The organism is Rhizobium cerradonense (assembly GCF_030182455.1).
Taxonomy (GTDB): Bacteria; Pseudomonadota; Alphaproteobacteria; order Rhizobiales; family Rhizobiaceae; genus Rhizobium.
Genome location: NZ_JAQJCK010000008.1, coordinates 238,579 through 257,973, shown reverse-complemented (window position 1 = coordinate 257,973; position 19,395 = coordinate 238,579). Strand labels below are relative to the sequence as shown.

Below are 19,395 nucleotides of genomic sequence, written 5' to 3'. Positions count from 1 at the left end.
CCTCCGATTGATGGTTATTTATTCCGCAGCCGGCTTGAATTGCGCGTGCTCGGTCGATTCATGCATGGCGGTAGTCGAAGACTGGCCGCCGGTGATTGCCAGTGAGACGGCGTCGAAATAGCCGGTGCCGACCTCGCGCTGGTGCTTGGTGGCGGTGTAGCCATTGGTTTCCGCCGCGAACTCCGCCTGCTGCAGTTCCGAATAGGCCGCCATCTGGCGAGCCTTGTAGCCGCGGGCAAGCTCGAACATGCCGTAGTTCAGTTGATGGAAGCCCGCGAGCGTGATGAACTGGAACTTGTAGCCCATCGCTCCGAGTTCGCGCTGGAACTTGGCGATTGTCGCGTCATCGAGGTTTTTGCTCCAGTTGAAGGACGGCGAGCAATTGTAAGCGAGCAGTTTGCCCGGATGAACCCGGTGCACGCCTTCGGCAAATTTTCGCGCCTGCTCCAGATCCGGCTTCGATGTCTCGCACCAGATCAGGTCGCAATGCGGTGCATAGGCGACGGCGCGGGCGATACAGGGCTCGATGCCATTCCTGACCCGATAGAAACCCTCCACGGTGCGGCCGGCTTCGTAATCGACGAAAGGACGATCGCGTTCATCGATATCGGAGGTCAGAAGCTTGGCTGCCTCGGCATCGGTGCGGGCGACGACCAGTGTCGGAACACCCATGACATCGGCCGCCAGACGAGCGGCATCGAGATTGCGGATATGGGCCGCAGTCGGGATCAAAACCTTGCCGCCGAGATGACCGCACTTCTTTTCCGAAGCGAGTTGGTCTTCGAAATGCACGCCGGCAGCGCCAGCCTCGATATAGGCCTTCATGATCTCGAAAGCGTTGAGCGGCCCGCCGAAACCAGCCTCCGCATCGGCGACGATCGGCGCGAACCAGGTTTCGACCGAAAGGCCCTTGCCTTCGGCAATCTCGATCTGATCGGCGCGTTGCAGCGTGCGGTTGATCCGCTTTGCGAGCTCCGGCCCGGCATTGGCCGGATAGAGCGACTGGTCGGGATACATGGCGGACGCCGTATTGGCATCGGCCGCAACCTGCCAGCCGGAAAGATAGATCGCCTTCAGACCGGCGCGAACCATCTGCATCGCCTGGTTTCCTGACAGCGCGCCGAGCGCATTGACGAAATCCTCTTCGTGGATGAGCTGCCAAAGACGGTTCGCTCCCATCTCGGCTAGGCTATGGCGAATAGAGATCGATCCACGCAGCCGCCTGACATCGTCAGCCGTATAGGGCCGCTCTATGCCGTCGAAGCGGCCAGCAGGCGCCGCCGAAATGAGTTTGTAAAAATCAGTCATAGCAGTTTTCCTTCTCCCAACCGCTTGCGTTTCGTGATGTGACTAAATTTACATTGCAGTGCGGCGTGAAGCCAATAAAAATGGCTGAATCCTGAATTGAAAAGGGTTAGGATGTCTTGCGCTTGACAAGATGGCGCAGTAAATTTGTCAAAACTGTAAATCTTTGCGGTCGGAAAAATTTGTAAAAGGAATGACAGATGGCTGAGCGCAAGATCTTTGCCGGCCCCCGGATGCGGCGCATTCGCAATGGCCTCGGTTTGACGCAGACGGCCATGGCGCAGGCGCTGGAGATTTCCCCTTCTTATCTCAATCTCATCGAGCGCAATCAGCGGCCGCTGACCGTACAGCTTCTCTTGAAGCTGTCTTCGGTTTACCGGGTCGATCTCGACGAGCTCCGGGGTGAGGCCGGAGGCGGCGCCGGACAGTTGCGCGAGGTCTTTGCAGATCCGCTATTGGCGGGAGAAATCCCGGGAGAACAGGAACTGATCGAAGTTGCCGAAGCGGCGCCGAATGCTGCGAATGGCATGATCAGGCTTTACCGCGCTTATCGTGAGCAGGCGGCGCGGCTGTCCGACCTAGCCGAGCTTCTCGCGCGGGAGGGCCGTGTTCCGGCGCTAGCCGGCCCGCGCTTGCCGCTCGATGAAGTGCACGACAAGCTGGAGCATCGTGCGAATTTCTTCGCTGGCATCGAAGGCGCGGCTGAGGCCTTTCATGCGAAGCTGACACCGGGAGACGACCTAGCGGCGGCGCTGAAGGCATGGCTTCGCAGCGAGCATGGCATTGCCGTGCGCACACTGCCGGTCCACGCCATGCCGAACCTGCGCCGGCGCTATGACCGCCACTCGATGCGGCTCTTTCTGTCGGAGCGTCTGTCCCCTTTCGATCAGTTGCAGGAGGTTGCGACCGAAGTCTCGCTGCTGGCGTTGCGCGAGGAAATTCATGCCGAGCTCGAGCTGTTGTCGCTGTCGACGCCGGAAGCAAACCGCATTGCCCGTTTCGAACTCGGGCGTTACGCCGCCCATGCGCTGATGATGCCCTACGGCGCCTTCCACAACGCGGCGCAACGTTTGCATTACGATATTGACGCGCTGCGCGCCCGTTTCGGCACATCCTATGAGCAGGTGGCCAGCCGCCTGACGACGCTGCAGCGGCCGGGTGCAGCCGGCATTCCCTTTTTCCTGATGGAGATCGACGGGGCAGGGCACCGCCTGCGCAAGGTGGGGGCTCAAGGCTTTCCGCAGGCGCGCTTCGGCGGCGGCTGTCCCAAGCTTAATGTCCATGCTGCCTTTGCGCAGCCTGGGCAGATTCTGGTCGAAGCGGTCGAAATGCCAGACGGTACCGGCTTTCTGACGATATCGCGCACGATCGAGGGTCCGCAGGCCAATTTCGGCGAAAGAGTTCGCCGCACCGCGCTTCTCGTCGGCTGCGATCTCGGATTTCGGGAGGAAATTGTCTATGGCAAGGCTCTTGCCGTGGCTCCGATCGCAATCGGCACCGCCTGCCGTCTCTGCGAGCGTCAAGGTTGTCTTGCAAGGGCCGAGCCGCCGGTGACGCGGCCTCTCGGGCTCGATGAAATGGCCGCCGGGCTCAGCGTCTTCGACTTCCAGTGATGCCGGTAATTGGTCCTGTTGCATCGAACAGCCGTTAAGGCCGCTGGCGGGAACCAGCCAGGATTGCCGTGACGGCTCTCTTCGGCTGGTTCCAGCTATTCGCGCCAGAGATTAGCACTATCGCGGATCTCCTAGACCAATGGTGGCCGCCTGTCCGATCCACCAGAACAGGCTTGGCTCATGGCCTGGTATTTGTGTCTTGGTTTCGGAACGCCGCCTCGCCGGCGTCCGACACCTCGACCCACTTCTTGTCGGGCGCCGCGTCCGCGACGTAGCTGTCGTGCCAGTTCCACCATTTGTAGGTCGGCGTCTGGGGATAGCCCTCGGGCGAATCCTCCCAGACCTCCTGCCGACCAAGAGGCGTGATATCGAGGTAGTTCCAGGTACCTCCCATCTGTTCATCGCCGCGGTTGTTGATGAAGTAGGTGCGGAACACGCGGTCGCCGTCACGGTAGAATACGTTCGTGCCGTGCCACTCGCCGACGCCGAAGTCAGTATCGAAACTGTCCGTGATGGTGAACCAAGGAATCTCCTTCCAGCCCATCCGCGCCTTCAGCCGCGAGATATCCGCCTGAGGCGCACGCGAGACGAAAACGAGGGTGGTATCGCGCGCATTCAGGTGGGCAACGTGGGCGACCTGGTCGGCCACCATGGAACAGCCCCGGCAGGCATGGTCGGGCCAGCCGAATACGCCCGGCTCAAAGAAGGCGCGATAGACGATCAGTTGCCGCCGACCTTCGAAGAGATCGAGCAGGCTTACCTTGCCCGAAGGCCCCTCGAATGCGTAGTCCGTCTTCACTTCCATCCACGGCATTCGCCGGCGCTCGGCGGCCAGGGTGTCCCGGGCGCGGGTCTGCTCCTTTTCCTTCACGAGCAATTTTTGGCGGGCCGCCTCCCATTCCTGCGACGACACGACCGGTGGTGCGTGCATCGCAGGCTGCCCACCATTCCGACCATTCTCGGCTGATGTAGTCATGGCTTTGAATCTCCTGGCTTGGGCGAATTGCCGCGCTCGTGGTTGAGGCACGATTTCATTCGCTGGTTAACGCTCCTTGTTCGTCGTGAGATAGTCTGGCACCGGAGAGCGGCCAGTGGGAGTAACAAGTGTGGCGGTATTCCAAACGGCGCCCGCTGATTGCAGCCGGCATGCGAGAGGCGCCGCGTCCTGCGCTAGTCACGGTCTTGACCAGGATCAAGGCGGAGCGCCAAGATCGGCCTAGAATGGCGCTGATCGAACAACTTCAAACATGAGGTGTGACCATGCGAGCCAAAACCGTTTTGAGCATCATAGGCATCAATCAAGACAACGGGGATCTGCGTTCGGCGATCGAGCTATGCCGTGCGGCGGGGGCGCATCTTTCCGTGCTGGTGACAGCGCTTGCGATAGCGCCTGTCGGCGGATACGGCGAAGTCTCTTCCTCCGCATGGGCCGAAGAGCGCGAGCGTGAGGTGCAGAGCCTCAGCCAGCAGGTGGCAACCGCAAAAACTCTGCTGCAATCGAGCAATATTTCGTTTGATGTGGACAGTCTGCTAACGGAGTACGGATGGGTCGACAATGAAATTGGCGAACGCGCTCGCTACGCCGACCTGACGCTCGTCGGCGGCGGTCTCCTGGCCCAAAATGATATGCGGTGGCGCGTATTGGATGGTGCGCTGTTTCATTCGGCGGCGCCGATTCTTATTACACCGAGAGGGCGCGTCGCCACGCTTCAGCCGCGCGTGGTGCTCGTTGCCTGGGATTCCCGCAACGAGGCAAGTCAGGCCGTTCGCGCTGCAATGGAGCAACTGACGGCAGCCGAAAACGTGCATGTCGTCATTGTTGATCCACGCGCATCGACCCGCGGCAACGGCGAGGAGCCGGGCGCGGATATCGCCGCCTTCCTTGCACGACACGGCGTCAATGTCTCAGTCGATATTCTGTCAGGCGGAGGCAGGACCGTCGCCGAAGTCCTGCGGCAACATGCCGTGGATATCAGCGCCGAACTGATCGTCATGGGTGCTTATGGACATTCGCGAATGCGGGAGCGGATTTTTGGGGGAACCACGCGCTCGATGCTGGAGGCCGCGCCCGTCCCGTTGATGATGACGCGATGATACCCTTCGGAGGCGGCGTGCCGCCCCTCTTGCTGGAGCGTTTCATCATCAACCGCGAGAGCATATTTAGTTCGCTGCTCTCCGGAGTTCATCGATGATCCGGATGAATTGTGCGTTCCTCTGAGCCTACGGTTAGGCAACGGCTTCAAAGTGGATATACTGAGCGCGGACCGATTTTTGAAACAAGCACATGCTCTGGGATTCGAACCGAACTTGTCGGCGGAAGCGGCAGAGATCTCTTCTGAGGTGAAATATGTATAAGACGATCGTCTGCGCCGTAGGCCTTGGATCACGGGAGAGAGCAGAGCATCTGGTGCGCACGGCTCAATCGCTTCTCGAGACCGATGGCAGCTTGCATGTCGTTCATGTCGTGGAACGTTTTCCTTCCATCACCAGTCAAGAACCGGACGGCTGGGCCGTCTCGGTTATCGACGAGGCTGAGAAGAAGCTGTCACAGCTCTGCAAGCAACTGTCGGTTCCTGCACTTATCCATGTTCGCCCCGGTCGTGCCGGGGATACGATCTTGGCGATTGCAGCCGAAGTCAAAGCGGATTTGATCGTCGTCGCGGGCCATAGGCCCGATGTCCTCGATCGCGTCTTCGGATCTACCGTCGATCAGATCATGCACCATGCGAAATGTTGCGTGCACGTCGATCGGATTGAAGCGAAACAATGAAGATTGAAGGCATCGGATGCGAATTCTTGGCAGAGCTAAAATCTGGCCTTGGAAAAATTCGATGTAAGGATCATAGTGCCGATGCTGGATGATGGTTACCGCCTGACAACAATGGCGGCGGCTTCAATTGCACGCTCCACACCAGTACCGTTCCGCGCCACGATGCCGGGCATGCGGATCGGCACTACGATTACCAGCCTATCGTTCTTGATTTAGGAAACGCCTACGAAAGACTGCCCATTAGAAGGCATGCTCCATCGTTTCATGCGGATTGGGAGAGCCTTCGATGAGGACGCAGGTCAAAACGAATCCACGGGAGGAAAAACGATGCTGACAACAGATCGGGAATGCCGAAGAGGTGGAGAGCGATTTGCAATGCCAACGCTCGGTGAAATCGAGGGGAAACTCATCGTTTCGGAAATCGTCGCCGCAAATTGCTTGCGTCAACTTCTCGCCGGACCAGAAACTGAACCGTTGTCCTCGATAAGGCGGGGGATCAAGCAAGCACTTCAAAATCGATGCAAGAAATCAGGGCTGTGCGGCGAAGACACTGATGCTGCCCTGGAGTACGCTTTTCAGCTCCTCGATGCAGCCGTGGAGGCTGTCGGCAATCAGCCCAAACTGGATTCCAATGCGCGTGAGACAGCCCCTCAGTTGAGCCGCGTGGCGGCGCCTCCGCAATAGCCGACACGAAAACAACAGCAGCATATCTATGTGATTTGGATAGGCGTCACCGCCAACCTACCGTCCCCTTCAGGGATTGCTTCAGTTTGGCAGGCTTAGCCAGTCTTGGCATGGTGACGCCAAACATGAGCATTGCCCTATAAATCGTAAGGTTCGTCAGGATATTCGTTAAACGTCCTGCAATACATCTTGGATAAAACACTTCCAAATTATGGGGGAGATTTGGGATGTTTACTAACAGTAGAATGAAGTTATTGCTGAAGATAGTAACGCCCGCTTTGATTGTCGCCGTTTGTGCAGCCATGCCAATGAATATGGCGGCCGCGCAATCAATCTCGGCTGAGCGGGGTGATCAAAACGTTATGAAGCCGGCCGATTCAAAAAAGAAAACAATCAAGAGCAAAAACGTTTCGGCAAAAACCGCAAAGCCGATTTATCTCGGCGGGGCGCCGTACATTTGTACGCCAAGCGGATTCGGACATACGTCTAGATGCTTCCTGAGGTGAATGGCTTCCTCACCCGCCTCAGCATCAAGTTCGCCCTGCGATAAAGTCAGAGAAGCCGTCCGTTCCGCTCCTGAAGGAGCACAAATACAGACGGCCTCGTCAAGTAGGGTCAATGCCCTGCAGGCGTGATCGATCTATTTGTTTTGCGACAATTTGATCCGCATGCGGTTGTATCCCGCTGTCGCGTAATCTCCTGGCCGCACTTTATGATATTCGTCGTCGACATTGGCCGGAGTTTTGAATGCATACCAATCTCCGTCCGGTTCGCGCTTCTGGAATATGGTATTGCCTTTCTTGCGATGACTGAAACACGTCAACGCCAAGGCTTTCCCTGTTTTGGCGTACCACGTGGCCCTGAAGCATAGTTTGCCCGCGTCCGTCACAAACCAACGGCCAACCCCATAGGAACCCGTTCCCTCCCCAGACCAGGCCTTGAATTCGCGCGCTTTCGCCGCAAAATAGCCTGCGCCGTCTTTCCAGATCCAGGTACGATTGTAATAAAGCTGAAACACGTTTTCAGCAGTCAGCGGCACTGACATGGCTGGAGGTTTTTTCATCTTATCTTGCGCGGTATTGGCGGCAAAGGCACCGGTGCTGGTCACGGCAAAAACGCCCAATAGTAACAGCGTTCGGAATACAGTCATTGGTTTCCTCCTGTCTGTTGATTGTCTGTCGGCGAATGAACTACGGCAGAGCGGCTTTGTAAAAATGGAGATTCCGGCCGCCTGTTCGCCGATTTGAGCAGCTTGCGGTTGATCTTGCAAGCTGCCGATTCCTTCGCGGCGGCGGATGTCGCGGCTACGCCGCATCCAAGCGTGGATGGGAAGGGAGAGCAGTTCTCCAAACGAGGGCCCTGTTGCGGATGGCTATCTCTCGGCCGATCGCGATGAGCTGCCTGCCGAGATCTTCAGAGAAAGCGAGGTTCTTGAATTGAGCTTGGGGTTTGCGACGGAAGGCGATGGCCGCAGGTCAACGATCTGGCTATTCTGATGTGGTTGATGATTCTGAAGAAGACGAAACGGCATTGGCGCGAAAATTTCGGGCTCAAAAGGGCATTTTAGTTTCCCCGTCAGATTGAATAGATATATGCGTCATCCATCATTAACGATTTGGTTTTAAATCATTTGCTGATAGACACTTAGAGTGGTACAAATGGCCTCCCGAAAGTTGTGAGGAAATATTGCCTGACTCACCTCAGAAAGGGCATTCGTCGCAGGCTCCCGTCGAAGGACAAAAAGACGGGCAGGCGAGCACGCACCCTACATTCCAAGTCGAGCGCCGGCGTTGGCCTCGGACGTCGGATACTATTCAAGAAACAAATCCGCCTTTGCCGCCGGCCCTGGAACCCCTGCGGTTCTCCACGCACGATTTGCCGCAGGGCGATCAATTCGCGGCCTGGCAGACGTATTTGGCGTCTCTGATCGATATCAGGCTACCGGAAGGTGTGTCGGAGGAAGCTGGCTTTCCTGCCGATCACACAGCCTGGAATCTTGGCGGCATGCTGGTCGTCCAGCAATCGGTGCCGGCACATTCCTATTCGCGTTCGGTGACAAAGCTGCGATCGAATTCAATCGACCATTGGCATATCGTCTTGTTGCGCGCCGGCCAAAGCTGGACAGAGGTTGATGGAAACGTGTCGAAGGGCGCGCCCGGGCGAGTAGAGCTGCGGTCGTTGGGCCATCCGTTCCGGGGAAGGGCTACTGACGCGCAAAGCCTCTCCGTCTACCTGCCCCGGGAATTGTTTCTGGACATGCCCGCGTTCAACGAGATCAAGAGCAATACGATATTCTCCGACACCTACGCGAAGCTGCTGATCGATTATCTCGACAGCGTCGAGGCGAAGCTATCCAGCATGACTGCGGCGGACCTGCCCCGCGTCGTCCAAACAATGCACGATATGCTGGTGACATGCATTTCGTCATCGGCGGACCATTCCGGGCCCGAGAAGCAGCAGAGTAATTTGGCTCTGATGGAGCGCGTCCGCCGTTTTGTTCAGCGCAATCTGAGTTCGCAAGATCTCACGCCGGATGCGCTATGCCGGGAGCTTGGCATTTCGCGCACCCGACTCTACCAGTTGTTCGAGTCGAGCGGCGGCGTTCTCCATTATATACAAAAGCGTCGCCTTTTTGCGGCGCATGTCGCGCTCAGCAACACCGTCAATCGGCAGCAGATCGTGGAGATCGCCACAGAAACCGGGTTCACCTCTGCGGCCCACTTCAGCCGGGCGTTCAGCAAGGAATTTGGTTATACTCCTCGCGAGGCCCGAAATGTCGCCGCTCCGCCCTTTCTTGCACGCGCGGTTTCACCCGCGGACACGAAGGATGGCGCAAACCCATTCGGCGACTGGCTGAATTCCCTCGGACATTAAATAGAAGCGCAGTTGCGGCCGGCGTCTGGCTGGGGTTACGCCCCAATGCCGCGACGGCGGCTTAACCGAGCGCACCCATCTTCGATCTGACCAGACCTCCCCCAAACAGGTCACTGCGATCCGGTGTCTGTCCCGAAAATTACGGCCGGTTGTATGAGCGTTTGCAAATATGGACGCTGCGGCAAATTTCAGGATGCGCAGCTAACGACAGTTAATGACTCCTTAAGTATAAAAACAGCAACAACAACGCCGATGTACAACGCTTTGATCTAACTCGAAAGCACATTTCCAGTGTTTTTACTTAGGCAAAGAATAGGCAAATTATGGGGTCAGGAAGATGAAAGTAATGCGTCCAACAACTGATCGCTCCGACATTAATACCATTCTCGGTGACATACGTGTTCTCCATTCAAAACAGCAACCTCGGCACATTCTTGTAGCCGGTGGTGCGGGCTTTCTTGGGTCGCATCTTTGTGAGCGTCTCCTTAAATTGGGGCACAGCATCATTTGCGTTGATAATTTTTCAACCGGACTTGAGCGCAATATCCGCCATCTCCGCAACTTCGACCGCTTCAGCGTCATCAGGCATGACGTCATCGATCCGATCGACATCGAGGTCGATGAAATCTACAACCTTGCCTGCCCGGCATCGCCGCCTCACTACCAGGCCGATCCGATCCACACGATGAAGACGTCTGTCTTCGGTGCACTCAACTTGCTGGAATTGGCCGGACGTACCGGCGCCCGCATTTTCCAGGCATCCACCTCCGAAGTCTATGGCGACCCGCTCGTGCACCCGCAGGTCGAGAATTATTGGGGCAATGTCAATCCGTTCGGCCCCCGGTCCTGCTACGACGAGGGCAAGCGCAGCGCCGAGACGTTGTTCTTCGATTTTCATCAAAGATACGACGTGGAAATCAAGATTGCGCGGATATTTAATACTTACGGCCCCCACATGCGCCCCGACGACGGCCGTGTCGTCTCGAACTTCGTCGTGCAGGCGCTGAAGGGCCAGGACATCACCATCTATGGCGATGGCTCGCAGACGCGGTCATTTTGTTTCGTCGATGATCTCATCGAGGGCTTTCAGCAATTGATGGCGACCGACCCGACATTCACGGGGCCTGTCAACCTCGGAAATCCAGGTGAATTCACCATTCTGGAACTCGCCGAACAGGTGATCAGGCTCACCGGCTCCCGGTCGAAGATGATTTGCAAGCCATTGCCCAAAGACGACCCGCGCCAGCGTCGTCCCGACATAAGCTTTGCCCAGCAGAAGCTCGGTTGGCAGCCGCTAGTGCCGCTATCAACCGGCTTGGAAAAGACGATCTGCTATTTCGACCGTCTCCTGACCGAAGAAGCACATGAATGGGTGGGGACTGCGTGATGGCACAGCGAAAAGTTCTGGTAGCCGGCGGCGCTGGATATATCGGCAGCCACACGGCCAAGCTGCTCCGTTCCCAAGATATCGAGCCGATCGTCTTCGACAATCTGGTTACGGGGCATCGTTCCTCCGTCCGTTGGGGACCGTTCGTGCATGGCGATATCCTTGATACCAGCAGCCTGGCACGGACCCTTCTGCAATACAAACCGGATGCGGTCGTGCATTTTGCCGCATCCGCCTATGTCGGAGAGTCCGTCGAAGACCCCGCGAAATACTATCGGAACAATGTCGGCGGCACGCTATCCCTTCTGGACGCCTGCCGTCATGCCGGAATCGATAAGGTCATTTTCTCGTCGAGCTGCGCAACCTATGGCGTTCCGGAGTCGCTCCCCATAACCGAGAAGACGCCGCAACTGCCGATCAATCCATATGGACGGACGAAACTCATTGCTGAGCAGATCCTGAGGGACTACGCGGCAGCCTATGATCTGAAATATGTCGCGCTGCGATACTTCAATGCCTGCGGCGCCGATCCGGACGGAGAACTCGGCGAATGGCATGAGCCGGAGACGCATCTCATTCCGAGAGCATTGCTCGCGGCCGGCGGGGCAATCCCCCATCTCGCCGTCTTCGGCGACGACTATGACACCGAGGATGGAACCTGCGTTCGTGACTACATTCACGTCACGGATTTGGCGCGTGCCCATGTTCTGGCACTCGAGCACCTCGTCAACGGCGGCGGCAACCTTTCGGTCAATCTCGGAACCGGCTGCGGTTCGTCCATCAACGAGATTGTGAGAGCCATCGGCCGTATCACCAAACGCGACGTCCCGCTCGAGATGCATGCAAGACGCGCTGGAGATCCGCCCGCTCTTTATACCGACCCGACCTTCGCGCGCGAGGCGCTTGGCTTCTCGCCCGCATATTCCGACATCGACACCATCATCAAGACCGCCGCTCCCTTCTTCGGCCTGGAGTCACGGGCATGAGGAACACGACCGACACGAAGGCTAAAGAAACGGCCGAACCGCTGCAAATCCGGGTTCTTCAAGGTCGCGATCGGCTGGAATATCTGGCCGGAGCTGCAATCTGGGTAGGCTTGCTCATCTATTTCTGGGCCTGGTGGCTGAAGCCGGAGCACTATATCGGCTTTTGGCGCTTCACGATGGTGACTGCCATACTGGCTTGGGTCACTCTTCTGCCGGCCTATTTCATTGCAATATTCTATCGCGCGCAGAAGCCGAACGGACCGTTGCGGCTTCCCGCCGGCAGCCGCGTCGCCATGGTCGTGACCAAAGCGCCGTCCGAGCCTTTCTCTGTCGTGGCGACGACCTTGCAGGCGATGCTCGATCAATCCTTTGCGCATGATACATGGCTCGCGGACGAAGATCCGACTTTGGAGACGCTGAACTGGTGCCGGCAGCATGGTGTTCTCGTTTCAACGCGAAAGAACAGGCCCGACTATCACCGGACCAGTTGGCCGCGCCGCACACGATGCAAGGAGGGCAATCTCGCTTTCTTCTATGATCACTTCGGCTACGATCGCTATGATTTCGTCGTGCAGCTCGACGCCGATCATGTTCCGGAACCCGGTTATCTCGTCGAGATGCTGCGCCCGTTTGCCGATCCTAAGGTCGGTTATGTCTCGGCGCCCAGCATTTGCGATCGTAACGCGTCGGAAAGCTGGGCTGCACGCGGGCGGCTTTATGCCGAAGCGAGCATGCATGGCTCCCTCCAGGCCGGCTATAATGACGGGCTCGCTCCCCTTTGCATCGGATCGCACTATGCCGTGCGCACTGTCGCCCTCAAAGAAATTGGAGGGCTGGGGCCGGAACTTGCGGAAGATCATTCAACAACGCTGATGATGAACGCTTATGGCTGGCGTGGCGTGCATGCGCTCGATGCGATTGCGCATGGCGACGGCCCCCGCACGTTTGCCGATCTCGTCACCCAGGAATTCCAGTGGTCACGCAGCCTTGTCATGTTGCTGCTGCGGTATTCGCCGACCTATGTTGCGCGCCTGCCGCTGAGATTGAAATGCCAGTTTCTGTTTTCGCAGTTGTGGTATCCGCTCTTTGCGCTGTTCATGGGCCTGATGTTCGTCATGCCAATTCTGGCACTCGCCTTCCATCAGAACTTTGTTGCAGTCACCTATCCCGAATTTTTCGCCCACTGCGCGCCGCTCTCCATCACGTTGATGCTGCTGGCCTATCGGTGGCGTGCCAGCGGCTCATTCCGGCCGTTCGATGCCAAGATCTTGAGCTGGGAGGGGGTATTTTTCCTCTTCGCCCGTTGGCCTTGGGCGGTGGCTGGAACGATCGCTGCCGTTCGGGACTGGATGACCGACTCCTATGTCGACTTCCGCATCACGCCCAAAGGTGCGTCTGAAGTGGATCCGCTGCCCTGGCGCGTTCTATTGCCCTACGCTTTTCTGTCGCTTGCTTCCGTGCTGCCGGTTCTGCTTGTCGACCGGGCTGGTGAAACGCGGGGTTTCTACATCTTCGCGATTATCAACTCCGTGCTCTACACCCTTTTGCTGCTGATCATCGTCATCCAGCACGCTCGGGAGAATGTCGTCAGAATTCGCGCAAGAACGTATCGGCCGGCAATGGCTATGAGCCTTCTTTGCCTCATCGCAGCTCCCGGATTCGCCACCATTGAGCGCGGAACGGAAGGACTGGCATCTCTGACGTGGGGCACCGGCCGCCTGAGGCTCTATGAAACGCAATATGCGGTGGCCGGCGCCGGCTTTGGAAGGCAGGACCTCCAAAAGCTGACATTCAAGCCACATTGGTTAGCCGACACGTCGAATAAAGAGCTTCCGCAAGAAGAAGCATCAAATCCGAGATCTTGAAGATCACGGAAGAATAGCAGGCAGAGTTGCTGATGTTGACAGGAGGAAAACCCAATGAGCAACAGGAAAACCAAAGCAGCTATGGTCGCCTTATTTGCAACCTTGGCGACGACTGGAACAATCTTTGCGGCAAGCATTCCCCGCGGAATCCCGGCCGGCGAAGGGACCCATGCAAGACAGATTACCGATAAGCGGCCGAAGATCGGCCCGGACTCGGTAACCTTCGGTGCCTATGACCCTCACGGTGATTTCAGGGACGACCCGAACTCGAAGATCGAGCATCTTTTCCTTCCTTGGGAAGATGTCGATCTGGCAACGCTCTCGCTTGCCGATGACTACGCCCAGAAACGGGGGCGGAAGCTGTTGATTACCGTGGAACCGTGGTCTTGGGCAGTCGATCGGCGATCGACTTCCGAAGAGCTGCTCCAGGGCATTCTGGCCGGCAAGTATGATCGCAACATGGCTGCTGTCTGCGACACTGCAGCCACGCTGAAGAGCGATGTGACCATTCGCTGGGCGCAGGAGATGGACGAAACCGACAACCAGTTCATCTGGTCCCATTGGCAACCCAGCAGCTACATAGCCGCCTATCGGCGAATGGTGAATGTCTGCCGCAAGCACGATAAATCGGCGAAATATATGTGGTCGCCTAAAGGCGAGCCGAGCCTCGTCAAGTTCTATCCCGGCGATGACGTTGTCGATGTCATCGGTCTTTCGGTGTTCGGCTTGCAGCAGTATGACAAGGATCATTTCGGTGCAGACCGGACGTTTGCCCAATTGCTCACGCCCAAATACAGGCTGGTCCAGGGCTTCAAGAAGCCTGTCGCCGTCGCTGAGCTCGGTTATGAAGGCGACGCCACCTATGTCAGCAACTGGGCTGCGAACGCCGCCAAGCGATATCCGGAATTTCCGAACCTGACAGCCGTTGTCTACTTCAACGACAAGGAACTCTATCCTTGGCCAAAACCCTATGGTCTTCCTAATTGGCGGGTGGTCAAAGAGGCCAGCTTCTGATTGTGAAGTTTTTCAATCTCGGCGCGCAAGATGATCTTCCACGCGAGGCCCCGACGCATCATAATATATAGGCATCGGGGCCTTCACTTTCTTGCGTATCGATCGAAATTTCGCAGAAGGCGGGTCTGATCGTTTTGATGTCGGATTACCTGTTTGCAGTAAAGAAAGCCGACCCTGATGAAAATCGAGCAACTGTCCAACTATGACGACAATTCGATTATTACAGCGGACCTCGTAATTGTGGGCGGCGGCCCCACGGGGCTTACAATCGCAGCCCAATGTGCGAAGGCGGGCAGAAAAGTACTCATCGTCGAAAGCGGGCTTGAACTCGAAAACTCGGAGCATTCGGCACTCAACGAAGTCGAGAGCGTCGGCCAGCCCCAATCGGAAGCGCAATGCCGCAAGCGGATCGAATTTCACAGCCCGCAGGCCAGGTTCTGGTCTCAGGAGGTTCAGCCCTTTGGGGTTCGCTGCCGCGCGCTGGGCGGATCGACGCATGCCTGGGCGGGAAAATCTGCACCTTTTAGTGGCATTGACTTCAAGGCTCGCTCCTGGGTGCCCCATTCCGGCTGGCCGGTCGATCGCGAGCAAATTGATCCTTATATCCTGCGTGCAATGGAGGTGCTGAATCTCAGCCCCCAGGAACCACCGGGCCGCTTTGACCAGGAGGGACTTCATTCCTTTTATTGGCAGTTTGCCCGCTCGCGCGTAGACCGGCTCGACGTCATGCGCTTCGGCAGTGAGTTCATGGCGCAACGGCTGGATAATATTGATGTTCTTCTGGATGCGACCGTGACGCATGTCGGCCTGAGCCCGGACGGATCACGCTTTTCAGACCTCGAGGTCGCCAGCATGGACGGCAAGCGCGCACGCATCGAGGCCGGCATGTGCGTGCTGGCCGCGAGCGGGATTGAAAATGCCAGGCTGCTGCTCGTATCCAACGACGTGCATTTTAATGGAATTGGCAATCACAACGATGTCGTCGGGCGATATCTCATGGATCATCCGGGCGCTCGCATCGGTGCAATCCCAACCGATCAAATGGCCGTGCTCACCAAGCTCTTCGGCTTCTTCGGTGTTCATCACCATGGCCGAGCGCACATGTTCATGCATGGCTTGGCGCTGACCCCGGAAATACAGGAGCGCGAGGAGCTGCTGAACGCCGCTGTCTATTTCGCCACCGAGCGCGCGCCCGACGACCCATGGGATGCGTTGAAGCGGCTGCTGCGCCGACACAGCCCAGATGTCGGCCGCGATCTACGTTCGGTTGCCGCAGGCTCCGGGCTTATCGTCAAGGGACTCGGAATGAGGGTCCTTTCCGACAGTCGCACGCCCAAGGCTCTCAAGGATATTGTGGTCAACAGCGCAATCAGGATGTCCCCGAATTTGGTTGCCAATGAATTCCAGAACCAGGGCGTGCCCCATAAGCTGGTCGGTCTGAGGATCGAAGCGATCTCCGAACAGATTCCGAACCCGGAGAGCAGGATCAGTCTCAGTTCGCGGAAGGACCGTTTTGGTGTGCCATTGGCCAAAGTCGCCTGGCGGATCAACGATGCCGAACGTCAAACGCTGCTCAGGATCGCCGAGCTCTCACGCAAAGCGCTGACGAGCGCCGGCCTGCCTGCTCCTATACTGGAAGATTGGGCGCGTGAGCGGCGGCCAGAAGACATCGTCATCATCGATATGGCGCATACGCTTGGCACGACGCGCATGTCGGCCGACGCGAAGACGGGCGTCGTCGACGAGAATTGCAGGGTCCACGGCGTATCCAACCTTTATGTTGCCGGTGGATCCGTGTTCCCAACCAGCGGCCACGCAAACCCCACATTGATGATCCTGGCCTTTGCGATAAGGCTGGCCGATCATCTGAATTCGAACCTGGCAAAGGTTTGAGCCTCGGGCCTCCTTAGCCCGAAAGTTGTTGCTTGGCGCTCATATCGTCGGAGTGGGTTAACCAGCCGCCCTCGGCTGCCGCTGCGCATCGATATATGCATCGATCTTGTCGGGATCGAACAGGCCGCCATCGAAGAAGCCATCGGGACCGAGCGTCAGGCTGGCGTCGGTGGAGCCAACCGGCGTTTCCACGCGAAGAGCGCCTTCGACCTTGGCGCTGGCGCCTGGCAAGGGCACACCAAGCGCCTGCAGCGCCGAGCGGTATATATCCGGCCTGTAGGTGTTCCGGGCGATGGTCTCGTTGTGTTCGTCGTGAGCCACCTGTCCCCAGCGCACCATTTGCGTATAGAACCAGAGCGCATGGCTTTTCCACGGGAAGGTGGCAGCCTTGGCACGGGGAACAAAGAAGTCCTTGATGCTCGTAATCCGCCCGCCCCCGACCTGCAGATCGCCTGAAAGGGCAGGGAGCAGCCAATCGATGGGGCGGCCGATATAGGCGGGCTTGGAAAGGAAAGACGCCAAGCTTTCCCGGTTTTGCGGATCGGAGCACCAGACAGCCGAGCGGTACAAGGCTCGCAGGAGAGCGGCCATCGCCTCTGGGTGATCGTCCGCCCAGCCGGCATTGGCGCCGAGCACCTTTTCCGGGCTGGACTTCCAAATGGCAGCTTTGACCGTTGCCATATGGCCTTTGCCGCTAAGGACACCGGCCGTATTCCACGGTTCGCCGACGCAATATCCGTCGATCTGGCCCGCACCGAGCGCATCGGCCATCTCCGGTGGCGGCAGGATGATGATCTCCACGTCGCGATCGGGATTTATATCGCATGCCGCGAGCCAATAGCGCAGTTCGTAATTGTGCCCGGAATGGGGATGGACGACGGCGAAACGCAACGGACGTTCGGCGCGGGCAAGGACGACCTCATGCAGGGCCTTGCCGTTGCGGCCGGCATCGAGGTCATCCGTCGCGCCGGCGGCAGCCATTTGGTCCCAAAGCGCTGACGATACCGTCACGGCATTTCCGCCGAGACCGAGCGCCATCGGCACGATCATCCGGGGAGCCAATGGGGTCAGTCCGAGATTGCAGGCAATCGGCATCGGGGCGAGCATGTGCGCCACATTGTAGCGGCTGACCGCGAGCCGGTCGCGAATATTGGCCCAGGAGACCTCCCGCACGAGCTGAAGATCGATCGCCTCGGCCTCGGCGAAACCCTTTTCCTTGGCAATGACGAGCAGGGCGCTGTCGAGAAGGGGCAGGAACCCGGCGACAATCTGGTGTTTCTCCATCATGCATTTTCTCCTGGATCGAGCAGGCCGATCGCGGTTACCAGACTTTGCGCGATGTCGATGATCTTGCGGTTCTGGTTCATGGCCGTCTTGCGCATCAGCGCATAGGCCTCCTCTTCCGAAATGCCCCGCGATTTCATCAGCAGGCCCTTGGCGCGGTCGATCACCTTGCGGTTTTCCAGCTCGCCCCGGGTCTCTTCCAGTTCGCGGTTGAGGCGCGCGAAGGCGTTGAAGCGGCTGATGGCCATCTTCAGGATCGGCCGCACGCGCTCCTGCTTCAACCCGTCGACGATATAGGCGGAAACGCCGGCATCGACGGCCGCCTCGATCGAGGCTTCGTCCGATCTGTCGACGAACATGGCGATCGGCCGCTTCACGGCGCGGGAGAGCTGGAACATGTTTTCGAGCATGTCTCGATTGGGATTTTCCAGATCGATGACGATCACATCCGGATTGATCTCGCTGATCCTGCGGGCAATGCCGTTGATGTCATGGACGATCGTAACGTTCCCATACCCGGCCTCGCGCAATCCCGCTTCGATGATCGATGCGCGAATGCGGTTCTCGTCAATGACCAATACGGCAAGGGTATGGGATTTCATCGTCTCATATCGCCTCCGGCCCAAGCTCACAGGTTGAAGCGCCGTTCAACGCCGGAGCTGCGCGTGCTTCCTTACGATCGGTTTGCCGCAATCGCAACGGCAAAGGGGGCCCATAAGGTCCATTGCCGGGAAATTTGTAAGTCAATGTATGAGGAAGCCCGCCGTACACATTGGCGGACAAATTGGCTGCCTGTTCCCGGCAGACGCGCCTGGACATACGGCGAGGCACGGCAGATAGATTGCGTCGTAATCAATATCGCGCAATCTATCTGACAAAGGGGTTTCCTTATGATCAAGCACATTCTGTTCCGGGCGGCTGTGGCTCTCGCGGTAACGACAACAGCGCCGTGGTCCATTGCCACCGCTGCCGAAGTGAAGAACATCGTCATCGTTCACGGCGCCTTTGCCGATGGTTCCGGCTGGCGCGCCGTGTCCAATATCCTGGCGAAGGACGGCTACAAGGTTACGATCGTGCAGGAGCCGCTCACGTCGCTTGCTGACGATGTTGCCGCGACCAAACGTGTCCTCGATTTGCAAGATGGTCCGAGCGTCTTGGTCGGCCACAGCTATGGCGGCATGGTCATCAGCGATGCCGGAAACGCCGACAATGTCGCTTCTCTCGTCTACGTGGCGGCATTCGAGCCCGACAAGGGGGAAAGCGTGGCGACGCTCGCTCAGAGCAAGCCTGTCGAGAACATGAGGAAGGACAGCATCAGGGCAACGGCGGACGGTTTCCTCTATTTGGATCCCGCGGCGGTGCACGAGGCATTCGCCGCCGATCTGCCGCAAGCTGAAGCCGACTTTATCGCCCGCTCGCAGGTCTTTGCCTCTCAGAAGGTATTCGGTGCTGAGGCGGGTGAGCCGGCTTGGAAAAAGAAGCCGAGCTTCGCGCTTGTTGCAACCGAAGACCGGTCGATCAATCCGGACCTCGAGCGCAGCATGGCGAAACGTGCCGGAAGCAAGACCTATGAAGTCAAGGCGAGCCATGTCGTGTTTATGTCGAAGCCGAATGAGGTTGCAAAGCTGATCGAGGAGGCCGCGAAGGCTGCCTCAAAGTGAGAGATATCGTTCGCGTACATGCGAATGGAAAAGGCACCTTGCCTTTAGAGCGAGGAAAG

The 19,395-nt window shown here is 57.9% G+C and carries 17 protein-coding genes; 12 read left to right on the top strand and 5 right to left on the bottom strand.

All coding sequences use genetic code 11. The features are described 5' to 3' along the window. Positions 1 to 18: 18 nt before the first annotated feature. Positions 19 to 1,308, bottom strand: a complete 1,290-nt coding sequence (gene aceA / locus PH547_RS20525; protein ID WP_285169278.1) for an isocitrate lyase — start codon at positions 1,306 to 1,308, stop codon at positions 19 to 21. 197 nt (positions 1,309 to 1,505) lie between these two features. Between aceA and PH547_RS20520 the strand changes: the two genes are divergently transcribed. After that, positions 1,506 to 2,918: a helix-turn-helix domain-containing protein gene (locus tag PH547_RS20520; protein ID WP_285169277.1), complete on the top strand. Its 1,413-nt coding sequence runs from the start codon at positions 1,506 to 1,508 to the stop codon at positions 2,916 to 2,918. Between the two features lie 178 nt (positions 2,919 to 3,096). On the opposite strand, the gene PH547_RS20515 is transcribed toward PH547_RS20520, so the two are convergent. Further along, positions 3,097 to 3,894 carry a DUF899 domain-containing protein gene (locus PH547_RS20515; RefSeq protein WP_285169276.1) on the bottom strand — a complete coding sequence of 266 codons (798 nt, stop codon included), beginning with the start codon at positions 3,892 to 3,894 and terminating at the stop codon, positions 3,097 to 3,099. A gap of 284 nt (positions 3,895 to 4,178) precedes the next feature. On the opposite strand from PH547_RS20515, the gene PH547_RS20510 reads away from it, so the two are divergent. From PH547_RS20510 to PH547_RS20495, 4 genes are all read left to right on the top strand, one after another. After that, a complete protein-coding gene (locus tag PH547_RS20510; RefSeq protein ID WP_285169275.1) occupies positions 4,179 to 5,012 on the top strand; it encodes a universal stress protein in 834 nt (277 codons plus the stop codon). A 253-nt stretch (positions 5,013 to 5,265) separates the two neighbouring features. Next, the gene (locus PH547_RS20505) at positions 5,266 to 5,688 is read left to right on the top strand and encodes a universal stress protein (RefSeq protein WP_260304167.1); all 423 of its coding nucleotides are present in this window, start codon (positions 5,266 to 5,268) and stop codon (positions 5,686 to 5,688) included. A 327-nt stretch (positions 5,689 to 6,015) separates the two neighbouring features. Further along, positions 6,016 to 6,372 (top strand): hypothetical protein, encoded by a 357-nt coding sequence (locus PH547_RS20500; protein ID WP_260304166.1) that lies wholly within the window; start codon positions 6,016 to 6,018, stop codon positions 6,370 to 6,372. A gap of 227 nt (positions 6,373 to 6,599) precedes the next feature. Further along, entirely contained in the window at positions 6,600 to 6,878 is a 279-nt protein-coding gene (locus PH547_RS20495; RefSeq protein WP_104827196.1) for a hypothetical protein, read from the top strand. A 134-nt stretch (positions 6,879 to 7,012) separates the two neighbouring features. Here PH547_RS20495 and PH547_RS20490 read toward each other — a convergent pair whose 3' ends face one another. Further along, positions 7,013 to 7,522: a DUF995 domain-containing protein gene (locus PH547_RS20490; protein WP_285169274.1), complete on the bottom strand. Its 510-nt coding sequence runs from the start codon at positions 7,520 to 7,522 to the stop codon at positions 7,013 to 7,015. A 683-nt stretch (positions 7,523 to 8,205) separates the two neighbouring features. On the opposite strand from PH547_RS20490, the gene PH547_RS20485 reads away from it, so the two are divergent. The 6 genes from PH547_RS20485 to PH547_RS20460 all read left to right on the top strand — a co-directional run bounded on the left by PH547_RS20485 (position 8,206) and on the right by PH547_RS20460 (position 16,391). Beyond that, complete coding sequence (locus PH547_RS20485; RefSeq protein ID WP_285169273.1) at positions 8,206 to 9,246, top strand: helix-turn-helix domain-containing protein; 1,041 nt, start codon at positions 8,206 to 8,208, stop codon at positions 9,244 to 9,246. 373 nt (positions 9,247 to 9,619) lie between these two features. Then, positions 9,620 to 10,633, top strand: a complete 1,014-nt coding sequence (locus tag PH547_RS20480; protein ID WP_483315562.1) for a UDP-glucuronic acid decarboxylase family protein — start codon at positions 9,620 to 9,622, stop codon at positions 10,631 to 10,633. After that, a complete protein-coding gene (gene galE, locus PH547_RS20475) occupies positions 10,633 to 11,619 on the top strand; it encodes a UDP-glucose 4-epimerase GalE (RefSeq protein ID WP_283051689.1) in 987 nt (328 codons plus the stop codon). The genes PH547_RS20480 and galE overlap by 1 nt, the downstream gene beginning before the upstream one ends. Further along, positions 11,616 to 13,484: a glycosyltransferase family 2 protein gene (locus tag PH547_RS20470; RefSeq protein WP_285169271.1), complete on the top strand. Its 1,869-nt coding sequence runs from the start codon at positions 11,616 to 11,618 to the stop codon at positions 13,482 to 13,484. Before galE ends, PH547_RS20470 begins: the two co-directional genes overlap by 4 nt. A 54-nt stretch (positions 13,485 to 13,538) precedes the next feature. Continuing rightward, a complete protein-coding gene (locus PH547_RS20465) occupies positions 13,539 to 14,498 on the top strand; it encodes a glycoside hydrolase family 26 protein (protein ID WP_283051686.1) in 960 nt (319 codons plus the stop codon). 177 nt (positions 14,499 to 14,675) lie between these two features. Then, complete coding sequence (locus tag PH547_RS20460) at positions 14,676 to 16,391, top strand: GMC oxidoreductase (protein WP_285169270.1); 1,716 nt, start codon at positions 14,676 to 14,678, stop codon at positions 16,389 to 16,391. Between the two features lie 57 nt (positions 16,392 to 16,448). On the opposite strand, the gene PH547_RS20455 is transcribed toward PH547_RS20460, so the two are convergent. Together PH547_RS20455 and PH547_RS20450 are read right to left on the bottom strand one after the other, a co-directional pair. Next, on the bottom strand, positions 16,449 to 17,678 hold the full coding sequence (locus tag PH547_RS20455; RefSeq protein WP_260304158.1) for a CmpA/NrtA family ABC transporter substrate-binding protein: 1,230 nt from the start codon (positions 17,676 to 17,678) through the stop codon (positions 16,449 to 16,451). Then, on the bottom strand, positions 17,675 to 18,277 hold the full coding sequence (locus PH547_RS20450) for an ANTAR domain-containing response regulator (protein ID WP_283051682.1): 603 nt from the start codon (positions 18,275 to 18,277) through the stop codon (positions 17,675 to 17,677). Before PH547_RS20450 ends, PH547_RS20455 begins: the two co-directional genes overlap by 4 nt. Before the next feature lie 288 nt (positions 18,278 to 18,565). Here PH547_RS20450 and PH547_RS20445 point away from each other — a divergent pair, with 288 nt between their 5' ends. Next, positions 18,566 to 19,336, top strand: a complete 771-nt coding sequence (locus tag PH547_RS20445; protein WP_285169269.1) for an alpha/beta fold hydrolase — start codon at positions 18,566 to 18,568, stop codon at positions 19,334 to 19,336. The last annotated feature ends 59 nt before the right edge of the window (positions 19,337 to 19,395 follow it).